Annotated in this window: 21 protein-coding genes; 10 read left to right on the top strand and 11 right to left on the bottom strand. The window is 74.8% G+C overall.

The genetic code is table 11. The annotated features are described in order from the left end of the window. Positions 1-79: 79 nt before the first annotated feature. The 5 genes from ACF08F_RS17360 (at position 80) to ACF08F_RS17340 (ending at position 6,423) form a co-directional block, all read left to right on the top strand. Positions 80-1,345, top strand: coding sequence for an ABC transporter substrate-binding protein (locus ACF08F_RS17360; protein ID WP_392299343.1), 1,266 nt, complete (start codon positions 80-82; stop codon positions 1,343-1,345). Between the two features lie 12 nt (positions 1,346-1,357). Then, on the top strand, positions 1,358-4,153 hold the full coding sequence (locus ACF08F_RS17355; protein ID WP_392299342.1) for an ATP-binding cassette domain-containing protein: 2,796 nt from the start codon (positions 1,358-1,360) through the stop codon (positions 4,151-4,153). Continuing rightward, positions 4,150-4,908 carry an ABC transporter ATP-binding protein gene (locus ACF08F_RS17350; protein WP_392299341.1) on the top strand — a complete coding sequence of 253 codons (759 nt, stop codon included), beginning with the start codon at positions 4,150-4,152 and terminating at the stop codon, positions 4,906-4,908. The genes ACF08F_RS17355 and ACF08F_RS17350 overlap by 4 nt, the downstream gene beginning before the upstream one ends. 226 nt (positions 4,909-5,134) lie before the next feature. Next, entirely contained in the window at positions 5,135-5,929 is a 795-nt protein-coding gene (locus ACF08F_RS17345) for an aldo/keto reductase (RefSeq protein WP_392299531.1), read from the top strand. 29 nt (positions 5,930-5,958) lie between these two features. Next, on the top strand, positions 5,959-6,423 hold the full coding sequence (locus tag ACF08F_RS17340; protein ID WP_392299340.1) for an RICIN domain-containing protein: 465 nt from the start codon (positions 5,959-5,961) through the stop codon (positions 6,421-6,423). 19 nt (positions 6,424-6,442) lie between these two features. On the opposite strand, the gene ACF08F_RS17335 is transcribed toward ACF08F_RS17340, so the two are convergent. Together ACF08F_RS17335 and ACF08F_RS17330 are read right to left on the bottom strand one after the other, a co-directional pair. Next, positions 6,443-7,417, bottom strand: coding sequence for a methyltransferase domain-containing protein (locus tag ACF08F_RS17335; RefSeq protein WP_392299339.1), 975 nt, complete (start codon positions 7,415-7,417; stop codon positions 6,443-6,445). 67 nt (positions 7,418-7,484) lie between these two features. Then, a complete protein-coding gene (locus ACF08F_RS17330) occupies positions 7,485-8,429 on the bottom strand; it encodes an AraC family transcriptional regulator (RefSeq protein ID WP_392299338.1) in 945 nt (314 codons plus the stop codon). 95 nt (positions 8,430-8,524) lie between these two features. On the opposite strand from ACF08F_RS17330, the gene ACF08F_RS17325 reads away from it, so the two are divergent. Next, complete coding sequence (locus tag ACF08F_RS17325) at positions 8,525-9,403, top strand: NmrA family transcriptional regulator (RefSeq protein ID WP_392299337.1); 879 nt, start codon at positions 8,525-8,527, stop codon at positions 9,401-9,403. A gap of 43 nt (positions 9,404-9,446) precedes the next feature. On the opposite strand, the gene ACF08F_RS17320 is transcribed toward ACF08F_RS17325, so the two are convergent. After that, complete coding sequence (locus ACF08F_RS17320; RefSeq protein ID WP_392299336.1) at positions 9,447-10,397, bottom strand: helix-turn-helix transcriptional regulator; 951 nt, start codon at positions 10,395-10,397, stop codon at positions 9,447-9,449. Positions 10,398-10,436: 39 nt separating this feature from the next. Here ACF08F_RS17320 and ACF08F_RS17315 point away from each other — a divergent pair, with 39 nt between their 5' ends. Further along, on the top strand, positions 10,437-10,904 hold the full coding sequence (locus ACF08F_RS17315; protein ID WP_392299335.1) for a hypothetical protein: 468 nt from the start codon (positions 10,437-10,439) through the stop codon (positions 10,902-10,904). Positions 10,905-10,931: 27 nt separating this feature from the next. Here the strand turns inward: ACF08F_RS17315 and ACF08F_RS17310 are convergent, their stop codons facing one another. Further along, positions 10,932-11,666, bottom strand: a complete 735-nt coding sequence (locus ACF08F_RS17310) for a class I SAM-dependent methyltransferase (RefSeq protein ID WP_392299530.1) — start codon at positions 11,664-11,666, stop codon at positions 10,932-10,934. A 60-nt stretch (positions 11,667-11,726) separates the two neighbouring features. Further along, the gene (locus ACF08F_RS17305) at positions 11,727-12,032 is read right to left on the bottom strand and encodes a 4a-hydroxytetrahydrobiopterin dehydratase (RefSeq protein WP_392299334.1); all 306 of its coding nucleotides are present in this window, start codon (positions 12,030-12,032) and stop codon (positions 11,727-11,729) included. 93 nt (positions 12,033-12,125) lie between these two features. Here ACF08F_RS17305 and ACF08F_RS17300 point away from each other — a divergent pair, with 93 nt between their 5' ends. Then, complete coding sequence (locus tag ACF08F_RS17300) at positions 12,126-12,941, top strand: helix-turn-helix domain-containing protein (RefSeq protein WP_392299333.1); 816 nt, start codon at positions 12,126-12,128, stop codon at positions 12,939-12,941. On the opposite strand, the gene ACF08F_RS17295 is transcribed toward ACF08F_RS17300, so the two are convergent. After that, on the bottom strand, positions 12,931-13,353 hold the full coding sequence (locus ACF08F_RS17295) for a hypothetical protein (RefSeq protein ID WP_392299332.1): 423 nt from the start codon (positions 13,351-13,353) through the stop codon (positions 12,931-12,933). The genes ACF08F_RS17300 and ACF08F_RS17295 overlap by 11 nt on opposite strands. A 264-nt stretch (positions 13,354-13,617) precedes the next feature. On the opposite strand from ACF08F_RS17295, the gene ACF08F_RS17290 reads away from it, so the two are divergent. Next, positions 13,618-14,457, top strand: a complete 840-nt coding sequence (locus tag ACF08F_RS17290; RefSeq protein ID WP_392299331.1) for an IclR family transcriptional regulator — start codon at positions 13,618-13,620, stop codon at positions 14,455-14,457. A gap of 37 nt (positions 14,458-14,494) precedes the next feature. Here ACF08F_RS17290 and ACF08F_RS17285 read toward each other — a convergent pair whose 3' ends face one another. The 5 genes from ACF08F_RS17285 to ACF08F_RS17265 form a co-directional block, all read right to left on the bottom strand. Further along, positions 14,495-16,363: an alpha/beta hydrolase gene (locus ACF08F_RS17285; protein WP_392299330.1), complete on the bottom strand. Its 1,869-nt coding sequence runs from the start codon at positions 16,361-16,363 to the stop codon at positions 14,495-14,497. A gap of 168 nt (positions 16,364-16,531) precedes the next feature. Continuing rightward, positions 16,532-16,684 carry a hypothetical protein gene (locus tag ACF08F_RS17280; RefSeq protein ID WP_392299329.1) on the bottom strand — a complete coding sequence of 51 codons (153 nt, stop codon included), beginning with the start codon at positions 16,682-16,684 and terminating at the stop codon, positions 16,532-16,534. Between the two features lie 59 nt (positions 16,685-16,743). Continuing rightward, positions 16,744-17,130 carry a hypothetical protein gene (locus tag ACF08F_RS17275; protein WP_392299328.1) on the bottom strand — a complete coding sequence of 129 codons (387 nt, stop codon included), beginning with the start codon at positions 17,128-17,130 and terminating at the stop codon, positions 16,744-16,746. Between the two features lie 221 nt (positions 17,131-17,351). Further along, the gene (locus tag ACF08F_RS17270; protein ID WP_392299529.1) at positions 17,352-19,442 is read right to left on the bottom strand and encodes a phage holin family protein; all 2,091 of its coding nucleotides are present in this window, start codon (positions 19,440-19,442) and stop codon (positions 17,352-17,354) included. Between the two features lie 238 nt (positions 19,443-19,680). Next, a complete protein-coding gene (locus ACF08F_RS17265) occupies positions 19,681-20,085 on the bottom strand; it encodes a hypothetical protein (RefSeq protein WP_392299327.1) in 405 nt (134 codons plus the stop codon). Positions 20,086-20,235: 150 nt separating this feature from the next. Between ACF08F_RS17265 and ACF08F_RS17260 the strand changes: the two genes are divergently transcribed. After that, positions 20,236-21,015 (top strand): MBL fold metallo-hydrolase, encoded by a 780-nt coding sequence (locus ACF08F_RS17260; protein WP_392299326.1) that lies wholly within the window; start codon positions 20,236-20,238, stop codon positions 21,013-21,015. The last annotated feature ends 8 nt before the right edge of the window (positions 21,016-21,023 follow it).

The raw sequence follows: 21,023 nt of genomic DNA, 5'->3' as shown, positions 1-21,023 counted from the left end.
CAATTGACGTTGCGTCAGTTATTGACGGTTCATCAGCCCGGTCACAGAATGCGGTCACCCGACGGAGGGACGACCGAACGTGCTGCGACCGATCCGCACCCTCGCCGCCGCATCAGCGGCCCTGCTCCTCGCCACGGCCTGCAACTCGGCCTCCACCGGCGGGGCTTCGGAGAAGCCCGGCGCTCCGGCAGGAGCCGTGCGCGGCGTCACCGCCGACGCGATCAAGGTCGGCGGCATCGTCTCCATGACCACCGCGAGCGGCTACTCCAAGAAGGACACCGATCTCGGCGCCAAGGCGCGCTACGACCGGGCCAACGCCGAGGGCGGGGTCAACGGGCGCAGGATCGACTACCTGGGCGCCGAGGACGACGGCCAGGACCCGGCCAGGAACATGGCGGCGGCGCGCAAGCTCGTCCAGCAGGACCAGGTCTTCGCCGTCTCCCCCATGAGCTCGGTCACCTTCGCCGGAGCCGACTTCCTCAACGGCCGGAAGGTGCCCACCGTCGGCTGGGGCACGCTCCCCTCGTTCTGCGGTTCGCCCTACCTCTACGGCTTCAACGGCTGCCTCGTCCCGATGCCCGGCGGCACCCTCAACCAGACCTGGCCCGAGGGGCTCGCCACCGTCCTCGGCGGCTCCAAGGGGAAGTCGGTCGCGCTGATCGCCGGCGACAACGACGCCGGCAAGTTCGGCATCCGCACCTTCACCCAGGGCTTCAAGGCGGCCGGCTTCACCCTGGCATACGCCAAGGCCTCGGTGCCCGCGACCTCGATGCCCAGCGACTGGTCGGCGTACACCAGGGAGATCCTCCGCTCGGGGCCCGGCGGCTCCGCGCCCGACGCCGTCGTCTCGGTGATGCAGACCCCGTACAACATCGGCCTGTTCACCGCGCTCAAGCGGTCCGGCTACCGGGGCGTCCTCACCGACCCGACCGACTACGACCCCGGGCTGCTCGCGAAGGACGCGACGCGGCAGGCGCTCGACGGTGTGCACGTGCTGCTCCAGTTCCAGCCGTTCGAGGCGGACAGCCCCGCGATGACGCAGTTCAAGGCGGACATCCGGAAAGCGGCCGGCAAGGACGTGCCGCTCAACATGCACATGATGACCGGCTACATGAGCGCCGATCTGTTCCTCGCGATCGCCGCGAAGGCCGGCAAGGAGCTGACCCCCGAGTCCTTCCAGAAGGCCGCGAACGGCTTCTCCGACACCGGCACGCTCGTCGGCGACCGCGCCGAGCCCAAGGGGCAGAAGGAGAGCTTCGGCTGCGGGGCGCTCGTGCGGCTGAAGAACGGGCGCTACGAGGTCGCGGTGCCGTTCAGGTGCTATCCGGCGATCCCCTTCGGCTAGGGGCACCGCACCGTGGGTGACCTGCTGGGCTTCGTCCTGAGCGGGCTGGTCTCGGGCGCGCTGTACGCGCTGCTCGCGACCGGCCTCGTGCTCTCGTACTCCGCCTCCGGACTCTTCAACTTCGCGCACGGCGCCACCGCCTACCTGTGCGCGCTCGCCTTCTACGAGCTCCACTCCGGCTTCGGCTGGCCTGCGGTGCCGACGGCCCTGCTGCTCGTGTGCGTCGTCGCGCCCGCGCTCGGCTGGGGCCTGGACCGGCTCATGTTCCGCAAACTGGCCCGGGTCGGCGAGACGGCGCAGATCGTGGCCACCATCGGCCTGCTGGTCGCCCTGCCGGCGGCCGGTCTGTGGGTGGTCGAGCTCCTGGAGCGGGCCGGCGCCCCGGTCCAGCCCGCCGAGAACCAGTTCGGGCTGCCCGGGGTCGGCCCGAGCCCCGCGGTGTCGTGGCAGCCGCTCGACGGCGTCGGCATCGACTCCGACCAGCTGATCACCTGGCTCGCGACGGCCCTCGTGGCGGCCGGTCTGTGGGTCCTCATGCGGCACACCCGGCTCGGGCTGCGGCTGCGGGCGGCCGTCGACAACCGCTCGCTGACGGAGCTGCGGGGCATCAGCGCCGACCGGCTGTCCTCGATCGCGTGGATGCTGTCCTCGGGTCTCGCGGGCCTCGCCGGGGTCCTCGCGACCCCGCTCCTCGGCCTCTCCGCCCACGACTACACACTGTTCCTGTTCGTCTCCGCGACCGCGGCGGTCCTGGGGCGCTTCCTCTCGGTGCCGCTCGCCTTCGCCGGCGGGCTCGGACTCGGCGTGCTGCAGAACCTGGTGGCGGGATACGCGTCGTTCGCCGAGGACATCACCGGCTTCCGCACGGCGGTGCCGTTCCTGATCCTCTTCGGCGGCCTCGTCGTGCTGGCGCGGCGGAGTCGCGCGGCCGGCACGGCCGCGGCCGATCCGCCGCCGGTGGACTACCTCGCCGGGAAGGGCCGGATCCGCCGGTGGGGCGTGTGGGTCGTGGCGGGCGTGCTCCTCGCGACCGCCTTCTACACGGTCACCACGCCCTTCTGGTCGGGGATCCTCGCGCAGGGCCTCGCGATCGGGCTCGTCCTCATGTCGTTCACGGTGGTCACCGGGCTCGGCGCGATGGTGTCGCTCGCCCAGGCGACCTTCGTGACGGGGGCGGCGCTGGTGGCGGGGCTGCTGATGAGCCACGGCTGGCCCTTCGTGACGGCGGCCGCGGCCGGTACGGCGGCGGCGGCGCTGCTCGGCGCGGTGGTCGCGCTGCCCGCGCTGCGGCTCGGCGGCCGGTCGCTGGCGCTGGCCACGCTGGCCCTCGCGTTCCTGGCGGACCAGGTGCTGTTCCAGGTGGGGTGGCTGCGCAACGGGGACACGGGCTGGGAGGTCCCGCGTCCCGTGCTCGGCCCGCTGGACCTCGGCGACGACCGGGCGCTGGGCGTCGCGCTGGTCGTCCTGTCCGGGGCGGTCGTGTGGCTGCTGACCCTGCTGCGCGGCTCCCGGTGGGGCCGGGCCGTGCTCGCCGTCCGCTCGGCGCCGGAGGCCGCCGCGGCCTCCGGGGTGTCGGTCGTCCGCACGAAGCTCCTCGTCTTCACGGTGTCGGCGGGCCTCGCGGGCTTCGGGGGCGTGCTGTACGCCTCGTACAACACACGGATCACGGCGACGGACTTCACGGCGATGACGGGTCTGGTGTGGCTCGCGGTCGTGGTCGCGGCGGGGGTGCGGCGCCCGCAGTTCGCGGTGGTGGCGGGGCTGGGCTTCGCGGTGGTCCCGCATCTCCTCTCGACCTATGTGACGGAGTCCGCGCACCTGCCGGTGATCCTGTTCGGTCTCGCGGGACTGGCGCTCGCGAACGACCCGGACGGCTACTGCGCGGCGCTGCCCGCACGACGGGCGGCCCGCGCGGCAGCACGGGCGGCGGCGCCCGGACCGGTCCGCGAGCCGGCGCTCGTACCTGCTCAGGGCCGAACGGCGGCATCCGACCCGGCATCCGACCCCGTACGCGCATCGGTACGCGAGCCTGGACGCGACCCGGTGCCCGAGCCGGTACGCGCCCCCGTTCCCGTCCCCGTCCCCGGCACGGCGCCCGCCGGCTCCGGGCCGCCCGCGCTCGCGCTGCGCGGCGTGCGGGCCGGGTACGGGGGCGCGGCGGTGGTGCACGGGGTCGACCTGGACGTCCGGGCCGGGGAGGTGCTCGTGCTGCTCGGACCCAACGGCGCGGGCAAGTCGACCCTGTGCCGGGTGGCCGCCGGCCTGCTCCGGCCGTCCGCCGGGCACGTACGGGTGGGGGGCCTGGACGCCACCCGGGACGACACCGTCCGGCGGGCCCGGCGCGGGGTGCGCCTCGCGCCCGAGGGGCGGGGGATCTTCGCCGGGCTGTCCATCGAGGAGAACCTGGCCCTGCAACTGCCCGCCCCCGAGGACCGCGACGCGGTGTACGCGCGCTTCCCCGCGCTCGCCTCCCGTCGTACGGTCGCCGCCGGTTCCCTGTCCGGCGGCGAGCAGCAGATCCTCGCGCTCGCCCCGCTGCTCCAGCGCCCGCCCGCCGTCCTCGTCGCCGACGAGCCCTCCCTCGGGCTCGCGCCCCGCGTCGTGGACGAGGTCTTCGGCCTGCTCGCCGAACTGCGGGCGAGCGGCACGGCGCTGCTCCTCGTCGAGGAGAAGGCGGCCGAGGTGCTGGGGGTCGCCGACACCGTCGCGTACCTCTCACAGGGTGAGATCGCCTGGTCCGGGCCCCGTTCCGAGGTGGACACGGACCGGCTCGCCGAGGCCTACCTGGGGACGGGAGTCCGCCGATGACCGGTGCGCTGCTCCACGCCGGAGGGATCGACGTCCGCTTCGGCGGCGTCCACGCCCTGCGCGACGTGACGATCTCCGTCCGCCCCGGGGAGGTCTGCGGACTCATCGGGCCGAACGGCGCCGGCAAGACCACGCTGTTCGACGTCCTGTCCGGGATCCGGCGGCCCGACGGCGGGAGCGTCACGTTCGCGGGCGCGGACGTCACCCGCCGCTCCCCCGTGTGGCGGGCCCGCCACGGCATCCGCCGCACCTTCCAACGCCAGCAGCTCTTCGGGCAGTTGACCGTGGCCGACAACCTCGTGGTGGCCCAGGACTGGCGGAGCGGGCTGCGGCCGGGGACGCGCCGGCATCGTGAGCGGGCCGCCGCCGTGCTCCGTGAGTGCGGCCTCGACGGGCTCACCGGCTCGTACGCGGGCGCGCTGCCGGTCGGGCAGGCCCGCATGGTCGAGCTGGCCCGGGCGCTCGCCGACCCGCCCCGTGTGCTCCTCCTCGACGAGCCGGCCTCCGGGACGACCGCCGAGGAGCGCCGCCGGCTCACCGCCGTCGTGCGTCACATGGCCGAGGAGGAGAACTGCGCGGTGCTGCTCGTCGAGCACAACGTGGCCTTCGTGATGGAGCTGTGCTCGCGGGTCGTGGTCCTGGACCTCGGCCGCGTCCTGGCCGAGGGGACGGCCGCCGAGGTCCGGGCCGACCCGGCCGTACGGGAGGCGTACCTCGGCACGGCCGTCCGCGCGGCGGAACGCGACGGAGGCTGAGCTCGTCGCGCGGCCGAACGCGACGGAGGCCGGGATCGCCGCGGCCGAACGCGACGGAGGCCGGGATCGTCGCGGCCGAACGCGACGGAGGCCGGGATCGCCGCGCGGCGGAATGCGGCGGGGGCTGGGATCGTTGCCCCAGGGAGTACTCCGACGACGTTAGGAACGACCGCACGTGAGCACGGACAGCAAGGTTCCTTCCCTCACCCTGAACAACGGCGTGACGATGCCGCAGCTGGGCTTCGGCGTCTGGCAGGTGCCGGACGACGAGGCGGCGACGGCCGTGGCCACCGCGCTGGAGGCCGGCTACCGCTCGATCGACACGGCCGCGATCTACCAGAACGAGCGGGGCACCGGGCAGGCCGTGGCCGCCTCGGGGATCCCGCGCGAGGAGCTGTTCGTCACCACCAAGCTGTGGAACAGCGACCAGGGTTACGACGCGACGATGCGCGCCTTCGACGCCTCGCTGGAGAAGCTGGGCCTCGACCACGTCGACCTGTACCTGATCCACTGGCCGCTGCCGTCGAAGGACGCGTACGTCGACACGTACCGGGCCTTCGAGAAGATCCACGCGGACGGACGGGCGCGGGCGATCGGCGTCTCCAACTTCCTTCCCGAGCACCTGGATCGGCTGATCGGCGAGACCTCGGTCGTGCCCGCCGTCAACCAGATCGAGCTCCACCCGCAGCTCCAGCAGTCGGCCTCGCGCGAGGCGCACGCGCGTCACGGCATCGCGACCGAGGCCTGGTCGCCGCTCGGCCAGGGCAAGGGGATCCTGGAGGTTCCGGCGATCGTGGCGATCGCGCGGAAGCACGGGCGGACGCCGGCCCAGGTGGTGCTGCGCTGGCACCTCCAGCTGGGGAACGTGGTGATCCCGAAGTCGGTGACCCCCTCGCGCATCCGCGAGAACATCGACGTCTTCGACTTCACCCTCGACCCCGAGGACCTCGCGGCGATCGCCGCGCTCGACGAGAACCGTCGCATCGGGCCGGACCCGGCGGAGTTCCACGTCGGCGCGTGAGCGGACGTACGAGAGAGGGGGGACGCACCGTGAGCGGTGCCCCGATGCCGGTGGAGGAAGGCCTCTACCGGGTACGGAACGTGGGGAGCGGGCTGCTCCTGGAGGTGCCCGGAGGGTCGGCCCGCAGCGGCGCCAAGATGCACCAGGGGGTCGAGGACGGCGCGCCCGGACAGCACTGGCACATCGCGGCCGTGCCGAACGGCGGCGGGCTGTACCACCTGGTGAACGCGGCCAGCGGCAAGCGGCTCGACGTCATGAACGCGTCGACGGAGAACGGCGCGCTGATCCAGCAGTGGAAGCCGAACAACTTCGGCGCGCAGGAGTGGATCATCGAGCAGGACCTGGAGTCGCCGGGCACGGTGGCGCTCGTCAGCTTCGTCAGCGGGCTGTTCCTGGAGGTCGCGGACGGCTCGCGGGAGGCCGGCGCGTCCGTGCGGCAGTGGGAGGACACCGACTCCCCCGCCCAGTGGTGGCGGTTGGAGCCGGTGTCCTGACGCCTCCGCGCCCGGGCCGTCAGCCCTTGCGGGCGGTGTGGACGGTCCGGGCCGTCAGGTGGAAGAGGTCCGTGCGGTGGTGCAGGGACCTCTCGTCGGCCGGGTCGAGGAGGACGTCCAGCGTCTTGCGGTCGTCGGCGTCGATCCGGTCGCCCAAGCCCTCGCGGAGCCGCTGGTGGTGCGAGACGGCCAGCTCCCGGACGACCGGGGAGACGGGCGCGGGGACGTCGGTGAGGAAGGTCCGGGTGCCGGCCGGGGTGAGGCCGGCGCTCGTGAGGAGCGCCCGCCAGTCCTCGGGCTCGTCGACGGAGCCGGGGAGCTCGGCGCGCATCCGCCCGAACCCGTGCGCGTGGGCGGCGTCGAGCCGGGCTTCGAGGCCCGGCCGGCCGATGCCGATGTGCCGGGGCAGATGACGGGTGGGCAGGCCGCCCTCGACGAGCGCGATCAGACCGCCGGGACGCAGGAGGGCCGCGAACTCCGCGAGTGCGGCCCGCTGGTCGCCGATGTGGTGCAGGGAGTTGCCCGCCCAGACGAGGTCGGCCTCGCCGAGGGTGCCGATGGCTGCCGGGAGTTCGGCGTGGAGGGTGGCGAAGCGGGCGCCGAGGCCGCGGGCCTCGGCACGGTCGCGGGCCCGGAGGAGGAGTTCGGGGCTGCCGTCGACGGCGACGGTCTCGGCGGCCGGGAAGGCCTCCGCGAGCAGGCTGGTGACGACGCCGGGGCCGCTGCCCACGTCGAGGACGCGCCGGACGCCGTAGACCGGGACGAGGGTGCCGAGCCAGGCGGCGGCCTCGGTGTAGGCGGGGCTCGCGATCTCGGCCTGCCGCTCCAGGAGCAGGGCCATCTCGCTCCAGTCCGGATGGGCGCCGTCGTGGTGGTGACCCTCGTGCTTCTGCCCGTGGTCGTGTCCCGGCTGGGTCTGCCCGTGGTCGTGACCCTCGTGCTTCTGCCCGTGGTCGTGGCCCTGGTGGGATGCGCGGTGCTGATGCTGGCTCATGGTCCCAGGGTGCGGCGGGGCGGCGGGATGCGCGAGAAGTGTTGCCGTTCCGGCAAAGCCCTCTCGCTCACTGTGTCGCCCGGCCCAGGGAACGGTGCTCCTGCGGGCTGACCCCGCGCACCCGCTTGAAGGCGGCGCTCAGGGCGAAGGCACCGCTGTAGCCGACCTGCCGGGCGATCGACTCGACGGTGGCGTCCGTGCCGCGCAGCAGATCGGCGGCGAGCGCGAGCCGCCAGTCCGTGAGGTACGCCATCGGGGTCTCGCCGACGAGCTCGGCGAAGCGGCGGGCGAGCGCGGCCCGGGACACCCCGGCCTTCGCGGCGAGCGAGGCGACGGTCCAGGGGTGGGCGGGGTCGTTCTGGAGGAGCCGGAGGGCCCGGCCGACGACCGGGTCGCCCATGGCGCGGTACCAGGCGGGCGCCTCGGCGCCGGGCCGGGAGAACCAGGCGCGGACGCCGGTGATGAGCATCAGGTCGAGCACCCGGTCCAGGACCGCCGTCTGACCGGGTTCGTCGCGGGCTATCTCCTCGCCGAGGAAGGGGGTGAGGGGGCAGTTCCACTCCTCGGCGCGCAGGTGCAGCAGCCCCGGCAGGGCGTCGAGCAGCCGGCGGCCGACCTCGCCGTCCATCCGGTAGGTGCCGACGAGAACCGTGGTCCCGCCGTCCGGGGCGTTGCCCCAGGTCCGGACGCCGAGCCGCATGGTCTCGGCGAGCGGCTCCCCGGAGAGGGTGGTGCAGGTGCCGTCGGGGCCGATCACGGCGCGGGGCGGGGCGTCGGGGGCGTCGGCGACCGTGTACGGCTGCGGGCCGCGGGCGACGGCGATGGCGCCGGGCCGCAGGAGGACGGGGTCGCCGGCGTCGGGGACCACCCAGGCCTCGCCCTCGGTGACGCACATGAGGCAGACGGGCGCGCCGTCCTCGATGCGGACGGACCACGGCGGCTCCATGATCATGCGCAGCAGGAAGGCGCCCTTGGCGCGGGGCCCGTCGAGGAGTCCGGCGAGTGCGTCCATGAGTCGTAAGAGTAGGCGGCCGGGTGAGACGGATGCGTAGGGTCGTGAGACTGCGGAGCATGGGCGGCGGGAACCGTGGGCGGGATTCTTGAGCCATGACGACGAACACGCAGAACACGCAGAGCGGGACCGGCGTTCAGGCCTCGGCGGGCCCGCGGACGGTCCTCGTGACGAGCGCCACCGGCAAGACCGGGCGGCGGGTGGCGGAGCGGCTCGCGGCGCGCGGGGTGACGGTCCGCGCCGGCTCCCGCACGGGAGCGGTCCCCTTCGACTGGGAGGCCCCGGAGACCTGGGGTCCGGCGCTGCGGGGCGCGGACGCCGCGTACGTGGCCTACTACCCGGACCTCGCCGCCCCCGGCGCGGTGGAGGCGATGCAGACCTTCGGCCGCCTGGCCGCGGAACACGGGGTACGGCGGCTGACGGTGCTGTCCGGGCGCGGGGAGCCCACGGCGCTCGTTGCGGAGCAGGCGCTGCGGGAGGCGGCCGGCGGAGTCGAGACGACCGTCGTGCGGGCCTCGTTCTTCGCGCAGAACTTCTCCGAGGGGCTGCTCGCGGAGGGGGTCGCGGAGGGGGTGCTGGTCTTCCCCGCGGGTGACACGCTGGAGCCGTTCGTCGACGCGGACGACCTGGCGGACGTGATCGTCGAGACCCTGACGGCGGACGGGCACGCGGGGCGGGTGCACGAGGTGACGGGTCCGCGGCCGGTGTCCTTCGCGGAGGTCGCGGCGGAGATCTCGCGCGTCTCGGGTCGCCCGGTGGTCTACGAGGCGATGCCGGCGGCGGACTACGCCGGGCTCCTCACGGACTTCGGCCTGCCGGCCCCGGAGGCAGAGTGGCTCGCGAACCTGTTCTCGACGCTCCTCGACGGCCACAACGCCTCGGCGACCGACGGGGTGAAGCGGGTCCTGGGCCGCGAGCCGCGCTCGTTCGCCGCGTTCGCGGCGGAGACCTGGGGCGGCGCGGCCGAGTCCTGAGTCGACGCGGCGGCCCTGGGGGGGGCGTACGCCTGAGGCCGCCTCAGGCGTACCGCCGGGCGAGCGTCGTCACGGTCTCCGCGATGCGGATGCGGAGTTCCTCGGGGCCCAGGACCTCCACCTCGGTGCCGAGCGCGAGGAAGGTGTCGTGGGCGTGGTCGGTCGACTCGACGGGGAGGGTGGCCCGGGTCCATCCGTCGGGTTCCGGGGTACCGGTCGCGGCGAGCGCCCGGGCGGCGGCGCCGGTGAGCCGGGCCGCGCCGGCGGGGGAGACACGGACGAGGGCCTCGCCCCGGTGCAGCCGGGCGTGGAAGTCGGCCTGGGCGGCGCGCCAGTGGCCGGCGAGGTCGAAGTCCTCCGGGACGCCGGCCTCCTCGTCGGTGACGGTGAGGTCGAGGATCTGGTCGACGCGGTAGGTACGGGGGCCGGGCCCGGCGATCAGGTACCAGCGGCCCGCCTTGAGGACGAGGCCGTACGGTTCGAGGCGCCGGTCGACGTCGGTCGGCTCCTTCCAGCGCCGGTAGCGCAGCTCCAGGACCCGGCCGGCGCGGACGGCGTCGGCGACCTGCGGCAGGAACGGGGCCTCGTGGCCCTCGTCGTACCAGCCGGGGGCGTCGATGTGGAAGCGGGCGCGCAGCCGGTCGACGTGCTCGCGCAGCGGCGCCGGGAGGCCCGCCCGAAGTTTCAGCTGGGCGTCGGCGAAGTGCGGTCCGAGCCCGAGCTCTTCGGCGGCGCCGGGCATGCCGGCGAGGACGAGCGCCTCGGCCTCGCGGGTGTACAGGTCGGTGAGCTGGGAGCGGTGCCCGGTGAGGAGCCGGTACCCGCCGCGGTGCCCGGCGCCCCCGTAGAGCGGTATCCCGGCGAGGTGCAGCGACTCGACGTCGCGGTAGACGGTCCGGACGGAGACCTCCAGCTCCGCGGCGAGCTCGGCGGCGGTCATCCGGCCCCGGATGCGGAGCAGCAGAAGGATCGAGATGAGTCGGCTGGACTTCACTGACACAAGGTGTCAGTGAAGTCCTCCTACAGTCCAGCCATGGCTTTCACGGAGAAGTACCTCGTGGCGCTGGAGCCGGTGGAGATCGCCGGCCGGTCGCTCAAGCGCTATCACGTCACCGCCGATCCGGCGGGCATCGAGCCGGAGGTGGAGAAGGCGGCGTACGCGCTGCTGCCGGAGCTGCTGCCGCCGCCGGACGGCACGGCGCCGGCGGGGTTCGTGGTGCTGCACCGGGGCGGTGACACGGGCGCGTACCTCAACGCGTACAGCTGGGTGTGGGACAACGTGCTCCACTTCGGCGGGGCGGCCGCCGGCCAGCCCGCGCTCGACTGTCCCGACGACGATCCGACGCGCTTCGTCCGGGTCGACCGCTCGTGGATCGGCTGTGTGTGGGAGCTGGCACCGCTGGAGCACGAACGGCGGGCCTGGGTACGCCACATGCTGACGCCCGACGCTCCGGACCTGTCGGGCTATCTCGCGGACGCGCTGCGTTCCGGTACGACGTGAGCGGCCGGGACCGCCGGTCGAGGGGGGTCAGCCGCGTCTGACGAAGCGGGCCAGCCGGTAACGAGGGTCGTCGCGGGGGCGGTCCTGGTCCGGGAGGGCTTCCAGGGCCCCGGCGAGCGCCTCGGTGGTGGCTTCGTCCCCGGTGTACCAGGAGGCGAAGTAGCCGCTGCGCAGCCTTCGGACGGTGTCGCGCGGGGTGCGGCCCTGTCCGTGGCCGGTGAAGTGGGCGCCGGGGGCGGGGTCGAGACCGTGGGCGGCGGCGTGCCGGGTGATCGTGTCCGTGCGGTCGGAGGCTTCGCGCTCCGAGCGGTGGGGGCGGAGGACGTCGTCGATGTCGCTGCCGACGTCGTGGGCCGCGTCCTTGTCGACGGTGGCGACGAGGACACCGCCGGGACGCAGGACGCGGGCCGCCTCGGCGACGATCTCCGGGGCGAAGGGGACGAGGTGCAGCAGCCAGACGGCGGAGACCGCGTCCAGGGAGCCGTCGGGCAGCGGCAGTCGACGGGCGTCGGCGCGGACGGTCCGGCCGGGCAGCCGCCCGGTGGCCGTCCGCAGCATCGCGTGCGCGGCGTCGGCCCCGTACACGCGCAGGCCGGTCCTGGTGAGGCGTTCGGTGACGAGGCCGGTGCCGCAGGCGACGTCGAGGAGCGTGCGCGCGCCGGGCGGCACGAGGCGCAGCACGGCCTCGGCCGCGGCCTCGGCGCGGGGGACGCCGCCGCGGGTCCGGTCGTAGTGCGCCGCCTCGGCCTCGTAGTCGAGCAGGGTGTCCGCCATGCGGATGATCTTACTGAGGCATGGCCGGGAAGTGCGGCGAACGGCCGGTCAGTTGGCTCCGTGCCCCGGGGCGATCCCCTCGACGCGCTCGGCGAGCGCGAAGTCCAGCTCCGTGACGGCCCCGCCGACGGAGTGGGTGTTCACGGACACGGCGACCGTGTTGTAGCCGAGGGTCAGGTCGGAGTGGTGGTCGAGCTCCTGCTGGATCTGGGCCACGTGCACGACGAGGGCGGTCGCGGCGAAGTGGTCGCCGAGCCGGTAGGTACGGACGAGGTGGTCGCTCTCGACGGACCACCCGGGGAGTTCCCGCAGTCGGTCCTCGATCTCCTTCTGCGACAACGGCTGTGTGGGCAACGTGTGCTCCCTCCGGTCGGGTGGTGCGCGGTGCGTGCGGGACGGGTCCCCCGGGGAAGCTACCCGGGTCCCCCACTGGGATACCGTCTGGCCATGACGACTGTCGTGAGCGACACGGGGGTAGGGCCGCTGCTGCGCGGATGGCGTGAGCGGCGGCGGATGAGTCAGCTGGAGCTCGCGCTGCGCGCCGACTCCTCGGCGCGGCACATCTCGTTCGTGGAGACGGGCCGTTCCCGGCCGAGCGAGGAGATGGTCCTCCGGCTCGCCGAGCACCTGGACGTGCCCGTGCGGGAGCGGAACGCGCTGCTGCTCGCCGCCGGTTACGCGCCCCGGTACACCGAGTCGCCGCTCGGCGCCCCGCACCTGGAGGTGCTGCGGGAGGGCATCGAGCGGCTGCTGCGGGGGTACGAGCCGTATCCGGCGTTCGTGGTGGACGGCTCGTACACGGTGGTGGCGGCCAACCGGGGGATCGGGCTGCTCCTCGACGGACTGCCGGAGCACCTGCTCGCCCCGCCGCTGAACGCGATGCGGCTCACCCTCCACCCGGAGGGCCTCGCGCCGAGGATCCGGAATCTGCGGGAGTGGCGGGCGCATCTGCTGGCCCAGATGGAGCGGCAGATCGCCCTGGCCCGCTCGGAGGCGCTGCGCGAGCTGTACGAGGAGGTGGCGGCGTATCCGCTGCCGCCGGGCGCGGAGGAGGAGAGCGCGCCCGACGCGGAGCCGTATCCGTACATCGCGCTGCCGATGCGGGTCGAGCACGACGGGCGGATCCTGTCGTTCGTGTCGTCGATCTCGACGTTCAACACGCCGATGGACGTGACCGTCGCCGAGCTGGCCATCGAGACGCTGCTCCCGGCCGATGCGGAGACGGTCGCGTACCTCCAGTCCCTGGCGGCGGTCAGCGAGTAGCGGCGACGGCGCGCAGGGCTGTCCACTGGAGCAGGGCGAACCCGGCGACGGTGGCGGCCTGCACCGGCGTCCAGAACAGGCCGGCGGTGGTCGGCTCCAGCCAGGCGAAGAGGGCGACGACGCTCAGGACGGCCCAGAGGACGTTGATGTCGACGACCAGCTTCACCCCGAGGGCCGGGGGCTGCGGGCGGCTCGCGAGCCAGGCGACGCCGGCGGCGTACGCGGTGAGCAGGACGCCCAGTTCCAGCAGCAGGGTCGCGTCGACGCCGAGGAGCTCGCCGAGGGGGCCGGAGGCCGTGAGGTAGGCGAGGCCGTTGGCCCCGGTGACGAGGGCGTCGAGGCCGAGGAAGCGGCGCACCGCGGCCTGCGGCCGGGTGGTGCGGGCGAGACCGGTCAGCAGGGCCTGGGACATGGCGGATCACGCTCCATGGGAGTCGTTCGGACTGGCGGTGGCCCCGGAGCCCGAGCGGAGTGCGCCGCCCGGGTCCCGGTGTTCATGAGCATGCCGGGGGAAGGCGGCGGGGGCGATTACCCGCGAGGTAATGCCGGCGGTGGGGGCGGGTGCCGGGGTGGGGATTGGAGGAACGTGCCGCCGTGCCGGGGGCGCACGAGCCGATCGAACAAGGCTTCTGGCAACGGACGTTCGTGGGGGCGGGGCGCTCGGCAGACTGTGCCCATGGCCCCCACGAAGCCCTCATCCGCACCCGTGTCCGCGCCCGCATCCGTGCCGCCGTCCGGCCCGACGCCCGGTCCCACGCCCGGCCCGACGCCCGGTCCCACGCTCATAAGTTCCGTACGCCGCGCGCTCGTTCTGCTCGAAGCGGTCGCCGAGCACGGGGAGGTCACCGCCAAGCGGCTCTCCCGGGAGACCCGGTTACCGCTGCCGACCACGTACCACCTCCTGCGGACCCTCGTGCACGACGGCTATCTGCAGCGCGAGCGCGGGACGTTCCGGCTCGGGCCCGCCGTACCGCGGCTCTCCGGCCGGGGGCCGGGGACCGGGGCGGGCGGGCGGCTCGCCGAGTGGCTGGGGGTGCTGCGCGACGAGCTCGGCGCGCCCGTGTACTACGCGGACCTCACGGACGGGGAGGTGCGGGTGGTGGCCGTGGCGGAGAGCGCCGAGCACCGGGCCGTCGAGGAGTGGGCGGACTTCCGGACGACCGCGCACGCCCACGCGCTCGGCCAGTGCCTGCTCGCGCAGCTGTCGCCGGAGGACCGCCGCGCCTATCTGGCCCGGCGTCCGGTGATCCGGCTGACCCCGCGCACGGTCCGGGACGAGGAGGCGCTCCTGACCCGGCTGGCCGGGGTGCGGCGAGGCGCTCCGGTGCTCGAACGGGAGGAGTACGTCCTCGGTGCGGTGTGCGCGGCGGTGCCGATCACGGTGGGCGGGGTCCACTCGGCCGTCGGGTTCTCGCTGCCGGCGGATGAGCGCGCACGGCTCGCGCCGACGGCGGAGCGGCTCCGGCAGCGGCTCGAACGGGCCCTGGCGACACAGGCGTTCACGGTGCTGACGTGAGGGCGGCGGCCGGTCGGTCGGTCGGGGCCGTGCGCGCTCAGTACGCGGCCTTGCGGTGGCGGATGAAGGTGCGCAGCCGGGTCGTGTCGGCGGCGGTCCAGCCGGGCGGCGGCAGGACCGCCGCCCAGCCGTCGACGGCGCCGGCCCCGTAGCGGTGGCCGTGCGGGGCGTCGACGCCGTAGGAGACGGTCATGTCGACGGAGGTCTGCCAGAAGGCGACGAAGGGGAACCAGCTGATCTCGGGGGTGATGTCGGGGCCGAGCGGCTCGTCGAGCCATTCGGGGCGGTCAAGGAGCAGTTCGGGCGACCACCAGACGACGGGGTCGGAGGCGTTCTGCAGGTAGACCGCACGGGGCCGTTCCCAGTCGGCGGCGGGGCGTTCGAGGTCGGTGCCGGGGAACTGGGCGAAGCGGATGTGGGCGCCGCCGCGGTACTGGGGGCGCCAGACGGGGCTGCCGGGGTCGCGGTCGCGGCGGATCTCCCGGGAGATCGGCGAGAAGTGGGGCGGACCCATCAGGAGGGCGCCGTCCGTTCCGGCGAGGAGCGCGTCGGCGGTGCCGAAGGAGGCCTCGACGGCGTAGGCGCCGAGGCTCTCGCCGGTGACGACGAGCTTCGGCCGCCGCTCTGCGGGGAGGGTGCCGAGGCGGGCGCGGACGGCGTCGAGGAGGGCCCGGGTCGCCTCTCCGGCCTTCTCCTTGTCGACGAGGAAGGAGACCCAGCTCGGGAGGTACGAGTACTGGACGGCGACGATCGCGGTGTCGCCGCCGTACATGTACTCCAGGGCCTCGGCGACGTTCGGGTCGATCCAGCCGGTGCCGGTGGTCCCGGCGACGGCCAGGACGGCGCGGTCGAAGGCGCCGGTCCGTTCGAGTTCGCGGACGGCGAGGCGGGCCTGGGCGGCGAAGGGCCGGTCGTCGGTGAAGGCTGCGGGCAGCGCGGAGGGGACGTAGACGCGGACCGGGTCGCGGACGGGCCGGCCGGTCCAGGCGGTGAGGGCGGCGCGGGTGGGGGTGGAGCCGGTGAAGTTGCGGCCCTGGTAGCCGAGCTCCCGCCAGGGGACGAGGGAGCCCGGGCCGCCGGTGACGTGGCGGGAGGCGGGGCGGCGGATGCCGTCCTTGGTGCCGTCGTTGGTGGCCTCGGCGATGCGGTCGGCGAGGTCGACGACGCCCCGGTCGAAGACGACGTCGCGGACGCCGACGAGGACGACGAGCGCGGAGAGGGCCGCGCCGACGGCGAAGGCGACGGGGCGCGGCAGGAGCCTGGCGAGGAGCCGGATCAGGGTGACGGCTCCGAGCCGGACGGAGCGGGCGACGAGGAGCGCCGCGAGGAGGAGGCCGAGGGCGATCAGCGCGATCATCGGCGTGTGCCAGGTGAGGGTGGGGGGGAGGCCCTGGAGGACCCGGAGCTGACGCTGCATCCGGGCGCTCTCGGAGGTGAGCCAGACGGTGAGGACCGGGCTGAGCAGCCAGTACGCCTGCCAGCAGAGGGTCCGGGTCCGCTCGGCGGGACGGCGGCGCACGAAGGCACCTCCCAGGGCGCGTAACAGCCAGGCGAGGGTGGAGCCGAGGGCGTAGCCGATGGCGGCGGTGATGCCGCCGACGATGCCCTGGAGGAACCAGGGCCGGGGCACGAGGGAGGGCGTGAGGCTGGACCAGAAGAAGACGGTGGCCAAGCAGAGCGCCGTGAGGTCGGGCCGGCGGCGGATGCGGTACGCGGGGTCGGGTCGGTCCCGGTAGGGACGCCGCGCGAAGGCGAGGAGGCGGGCCGTGGTGCGGGGGGTGGTGCGGGCGGCGGCGCGGATCTTCGTACGGGCTTCGGCGTCGGTGGGCGTCGCGGTGTCGGGGCCCGGGCCGGACGCGGGTCCGGCGGACCGATCGGGGCTGGTGTTCCGGTCGGTCGAGGTCATCGGATCAGCCTCGTACTCCCGTACACCCGTCCGCAAATCGTATTTCCGCCGTGGCCCGCGTCGGTCCTTGTCCGGCCCGGCCCGCGTGTCCGGCCCGCGTGTCCGGCCCGCGTGTCCGGCCCGCGTGTCCGGCTCGGGTGGCGTCCGGCTCGGCCCGGGGCCGGGTGGTCAGCGGGCGCGGTCCTCCCGGGGGGCGGGCGGCTCGGTGGCCGGGGCGGGTGCCGGTTCGGCGGGTTCGGCAGAGCGGTGGTCGGCACGCTGGGCGCGGGAGGCCTCGGCGCGCAGCAGGGCCTGCAGGACGGCGTACGGGTCGACGGGCATGGCGGAACTCCTCGCGAGGGGGGGTGATGTGGGGGGGGCTGCCGAGAGGTGCGGGCCTCTCAGCAGCGCATCACCACGCGCCGGGGCGCGTCGCCACGCGGGGTGGGTACGGGAGCGGGGCCGGCGGTACGGGTCCGCCGGCGGGCGGTACGGGGGCGGCGGCGCGCGGGGGCGGGGCGCAGGCGCGTGCGGTGGCGTCTGGCCCGGCCGGGGAGCCCGGCCTCCGCGGCCGCCGGGTCGAAGGTCTCGCAGCCCTGGTCGGAGGCGGGGGCGGCGGTCGCGGGGCGGAGTTCGACGCCGCCGGTGAGGGCGCCGGCCGCGCCCGCGCCGAGGAGGGCGACGAGGATGAGGAGCAGCGCGACCCATCGGGGTCCGCCCGGCGCGGGGCGCGTCCAGCAGCCCGCCGGGGTGGCGGGCGGCGCGGTCGGCTCGGGCACGGGGCTCACGGAGATCCGTACTGCCCCGCCCGGGTCGGCGCACGCCGCTCGGGGCGGGAGATCCGCCCGGGCGGCCTACGCCCGGGCCCTCGGATTCACCGCACCGGCGGTCACGGCGCGGACCCGGTCCTCCGCGGACGGCGGTGTCGGCGGTTCTCGTCGGGGACGGCGGTGTTAGCGGTTGTCGTCGGGGACGGCGGTGTCAGCGGTTGTCGTCGGGGACGGCGGTGTCAGCGGTTGTTGTCGGGGACGGCGGCCCCGCCGTCGACCGGATGACGGTCGGATTCCGCTCGGCCCGTGGGCGGGGCGATCCCGAGCGGCACCTGCGGGCCCGAGGACTCGCGCAGCCAGCGGCGCAGCACCCGGTGGATCCGCTCCGCGCCGACGAGCTCCTCCCCCTCGCCGACCGGCGGCGACAGCTCCGGCGGCGAGAGCAGGAAGGGGTGCGACTGCTCTCCGCCGAGGCCGCCGTGCGAGCCGATCTGCTCCTCGAAGGCGTGCACGGTGCCGGTCGCCGGGTCGTACATCGAGTTGATCATGACGTCCGCGACGTGCGGGAAGCCGTCCGTGCGGCGCACGGCGTCCGCCGCGCCCCGGCCGAAGACGGCCAGCGGCCCCCCGTCGGTGAGCTCGGCGACCGGCACCTCCACGCCGTCGCGGGCGAGGACGAGAGAGCCGTGCTCGGCGCTCGCCACGAGCACGAAGCCGACGCCCGGGTGGTGGGCGAGGGTCCGCAGGAGCGCCGGGTGGCGCCGGTCGATCTCCTCGCGGGTCATCCGGTGCGGCACGTCGGGGAAGGAGATCAGACCGAGGTTGCCCGAGGCGAGGACGACCGGCTCGGAGGGCTTGGCGGGCAGTTCGCGCGCGGTCTCGCCGTTCTCGTCGAGCGGCCGGTGCAGGGCGCTGCGCAGCGCGTCCCTGGCCGCGTCGCGCGCCTCGGAACCGCTGCGGGTGCGCCGGACGCGGCGCGGCACCGGCAGCCCGCACCCGGCCCGTACGAGCTCCTTGAGCGAGAGGCCGTACGCCGACTCGAAGGTCTCGCCCGGGCTCTGCCCGTGGTCGGAGAGGAGCACGATCCGGTACGGGCGCGGCGCGTGCTCGGCGACGGTCGCGATCAGCGCGACCGCGCGGTCGAGGCGGCGCAGGACCTGGTCGGTGTCGCGGCCGTGCGGCCCGGAGTGGTGGGCCACCTCGTCGTACGCGACGAGGTCGGCGTAGACCGCGGTCCGCCCCGCCAGCATGTCCCCCATCACGGCGGCCACCACCACGTCCCGCTCGACGACGGTCGCGAAGGCGCGGACGAAGGGGTAGGTGCCGCCGCGCGAGACCCTCGGGGTCTCGCGGCGCAGCAGCGCCCGCGTCGACTGGCACACCTCGCGGACGCACTCGGTGACGAGCGACCCGGCGGTGCGGACGGCGTTGGCCGGGTCGGAGAAGTACGCGAAGTAGCCGGCCCGGGAGCGGTTGCGCCTGCCGCGCCGCGCGGCCATCGACAGGACCAGGGCGAGCTGGTCGGCGCCGCCGCTGAAGAGGTTGCCGCGGGAGGCGCCGTCGAGGGTGAGCAGCCCGCCGTCCCCGGTGCGCCGCACGGCCCGCCGCTGGAGCTCGACGGCGCTCGCGGGGCGGTTCGAGACCATGAGCCGGCCGGTGTCCTTCTCGTACCAGCGGAAGGCGGGCACGTCCTCGTTGGAGCCGTGCAGGATGCCGAGCTGGCTGGCGCCCGTCTGGCTGGACCAGTCGGTCCGCCAGGGGGTGAGCCGGTGGCCGGAGTCGAGCCAGCCGGCGACGGTCGGCATGAGCCCGTCGGCGACGGCGGTGCGCAGGACGTGGTGGCCGACGCCGTCGAGCTGGAGGAAGACGGTGCCGGGGGCGGTCTCCGGCGAGTCGGCGGGGTCGCGGGGGCGGGTGCGGCCGGTGAGCCGGTAGAGGCGGCGGCGGTAGGCGTCGTCGTCGCGGACGGCGAGGGCCGTGGAGGTCGCGGAGGCGACGGCGGACATCACGGCGGCGACCACGACGGCCGTCTCGGGGTCGGCGGCGCCGCGCCCGTCGGGGATCAGCCAGAGCGCGACGAGCAGCAGCGAGCCGTTGAGGAAGAAGACGAGCAGACCGAGGACGAGCGCCGGGACGAGGAGGAGGGCGCGGACGATCACCGGCCACACGAGCGCGCCCAGCAGACCGAAGACGCCCGCGGCGGTGGCGGCGGTGACGGCCGTCCGCGTCATGCTGTCGCCGTCGGCGGACTGGAGTTCGAAGTCGGGGAGCAGTCCGGCGAGGGCGAGCATGGTGAGGGTGGACACCGCCCAGACCACGATCATCCGCATCGCCGTGCTGCCCGCGGTCCGCCAGCGCCCGGCGCCACCCCATCGCCCGTCTCCCACGCCCGGTTCACCTTTCGCCCGTTTCCTGCCTCAAGCGTGGCACAACGCCCACGGTCAAGACGGAAAACGGGTGACGGCCGACGGCCGACGGCCCGGGTGTGTCAGGTCGGACCGACCGCGGTTCGGGGCGGGACTGCCGTGTGCCGGAGCGGGCCGGGTGGGGCGTGGAACGTCCCGTGGGTCAGGAGCCGTCGTACCCGGCGGTGGGCATGGAGAGCCGGCGGTGCACTCCGGCCTTGGCGGCCGTGTCGTACGCCGGTTCGTCGAGGCCGACGGTCTCGACCCGCACCCCGCGGCGCTCGCACTCGGCGCGGAAGCCCGACACCGACGTCAACGCGCGGGCGAGGACCCGCTCGTTGGCGGCGACGAAGAGGTCGACCTCCCCGTCCTCCACGTCCTGCCACAGCGCCGCGTGGTCGGGCCGGATGCCGTAGAAGAGGAGTTGGCGGGCGAGCACGTATCCCTTGTCCACGGTCCAGCGGGCGCACAGTTCGTGCTGGCCCCGCGTGTCCACCAGGAAGGGGTCGCTGTCCAGCTCTTCGAGCGGGGTGAGGCTGGCGATCGCCGCCACCCGAACGTCGTCCATGGACCGACCCTACTGGGGATCCGCGCGGCCGAACATCCTCCGGAGCACGCTCCGGACATTTACCCTCGTTGGGGAGGTACGGAACGGTCGTGGACATCGGGGCGCGACGGCCGGAGCCCCCGGGACGACGGGCGAGAAACGGAAGGCGGCATGCCGGTGGAGGTCACCTGGTGGGGCCACGCGACCTGCACAGTCGAGGACTCCGGGGTCCGCTTCCTCACCGACCCGCTGTTCGCGCGGCGGCTCGCGCACCTGCGGCGGCGGCGCGGCGCCCCGCCGCCGCCCGAGGCCGCCCGCGCCGAGGCGGTGCTCGTCTCGCACCTGCACGCCGACCATCTGCACGTGCCCTCGCTGGCACGGCTCGCCCCGGGGACGCGGATCATCGTGCCGCGCGGGGCGCCCGCCGCCGTACCGGGGCTGCGCAGGCTCGACCGGGACGGCCTGCGGGTGACCGAGGTGGGGCCGGGCGACACGGTGACGGTCGAGGGCGTGACGGTACGGGCCGTGCCGGCGGCCCACGACGGACGGCGGCTGCCGCTCGGGCCGCACCGCTCCCCCGCCCTCGGGTACGTCGTCGAGGGCGAGGCCCGGACGTACTTCGCCGGGGACACCGGGCTCTTCGACGGGATGGCGGAGGCGGTGGGTCCGGTGGACGTGGCGCTGCTGCCGGTGGGCGGCTGGGGTCCGTACCTCGGGCACGGGCACCTCGACGCGGGCCGGGCGGCCGAGGCGCTCGCCGCGCTCTCGCCGGCGGCCGCGGTGCCGGTGCACTACGGCACGTACTGGCCGATCGGGCTCGACGGGGTCCGGCCGCACGAGTTCCACGCGCCGGGGGACGAGTTCGTCCGCCAGGCCGCGCGGCTCGCGCCGAAGGTGGTGGTGCACCTGCTCGCCCACGGGGAGCGGGTGCGGCCGGAGGTCGCCAGGTGATCGACGGT

It is taken from the genome of Streptomyces sp. NPDC015130, assembly GCF_043080005.1.
Classification (GTDB): domain Bacteria; phylum Actinomycetota; class Actinomycetes; order Streptomycetales; family Streptomycetaceae; genus Streptomyces.
This window is presented reverse-complemented; position numbering and strand designations above follow the sequence as displayed.

Bases quoted from the DNA above. Each gene is read 5' to 3' on its own strand.
- ACF08F_RS17350 (WP_392299341.1), top strand. From the start codon at position 4,150: ATGACCGGTGCGCTGCTCCACGCCGGAGGGATCGACGTCCGCTTCGGC.
- ACF08F_RS17345 (WP_392299531.1), top strand. From the start codon at position 5,135: ATGCCGCAGCTGGGCTTCGGCGTCTGGCAGGTGCCGGACGACGAGGCG.
- ACF08F_RS17335 (WP_392299339.1), bottom strand. From the start codon at position 7,417: ATGAGCCAGCATCAGCACCGCGCATCCCACCAGGGCCACGACCACGGG.
- ACF08F_RS17330 (WP_392299338.1), bottom strand. From the start codon at position 8,429: ATGGACGCACTCGCCGGACTCCTCGACGGGCCCCGCGCCAAGGGCGCC.
- ACF08F_RS17325 (WP_392299337.1), top strand. From the start codon at position 8,525: ATGACGACGAACACGCAGAACACGCAGAGCGGGACCGGCGTTCAGGCC.
- ACF08F_RS17315 (WP_392299335.1), top strand. From the start codon at position 10,437: ATGGCTTTCACGGAGAAGTACCTCGTGGCGCTGGAGCCGGTGGAGATC.
- ACF08F_RS17300 (WP_392299333.1), top strand. From the start codon at position 12,126: ATGACGACTGTCGTGAGCGACACGGGGGTAGGGCCGCTGCTGCGCGGA.
- ACF08F_RS17295 (WP_392299332.1), bottom strand. From the start codon at position 13,353: ATGTCCCAGGCCCTGCTGACCGGTCTCGCCCGCACCACCCGGCCGCAG.
- ACF08F_RS17290 (WP_392299331.1), top strand. From the start codon at position 13,618: ATGGCCCCCACGAAGCCCTCATCCGCACCCGTGTCCGCGCCCGCATCC.
- ACF08F_RS17285 (WP_392299330.1), bottom strand. From the start codon at position 16,363: ATGACCTCGACCGACCGGAACACCAGCCCCGATCGGTCCGCCGGACCC.
- ACF08F_RS17280 (WP_392299329.1), bottom strand. From the start codon at position 16,684: ATGCCCGTCGACCCGTACGCCGTCCTGCAGGCCCTGCTGCGCGCCGAG.
- ACF08F_RS17270 (WP_392299529.1), bottom strand. From the start codon at position 19,442: ATGCGGATGATCGTGGTCTGGGCGGTGTCCACCCTCACCATGCTCGCC.
- ACF08F_RS17265 (WP_392299327.1), bottom strand. From the start codon at position 20,085: ATGGACGACGTTCGGGTGGCGGCGATCGCCAGCCTCACCCCGCTCGAA.
- ACF08F_RS17260 (WP_392299326.1), top strand. From the start codon at position 20,236: ATGCCGGTGGAGGTCACCTGGTGGGGCCACGCGACCTGCACAGTCGAG.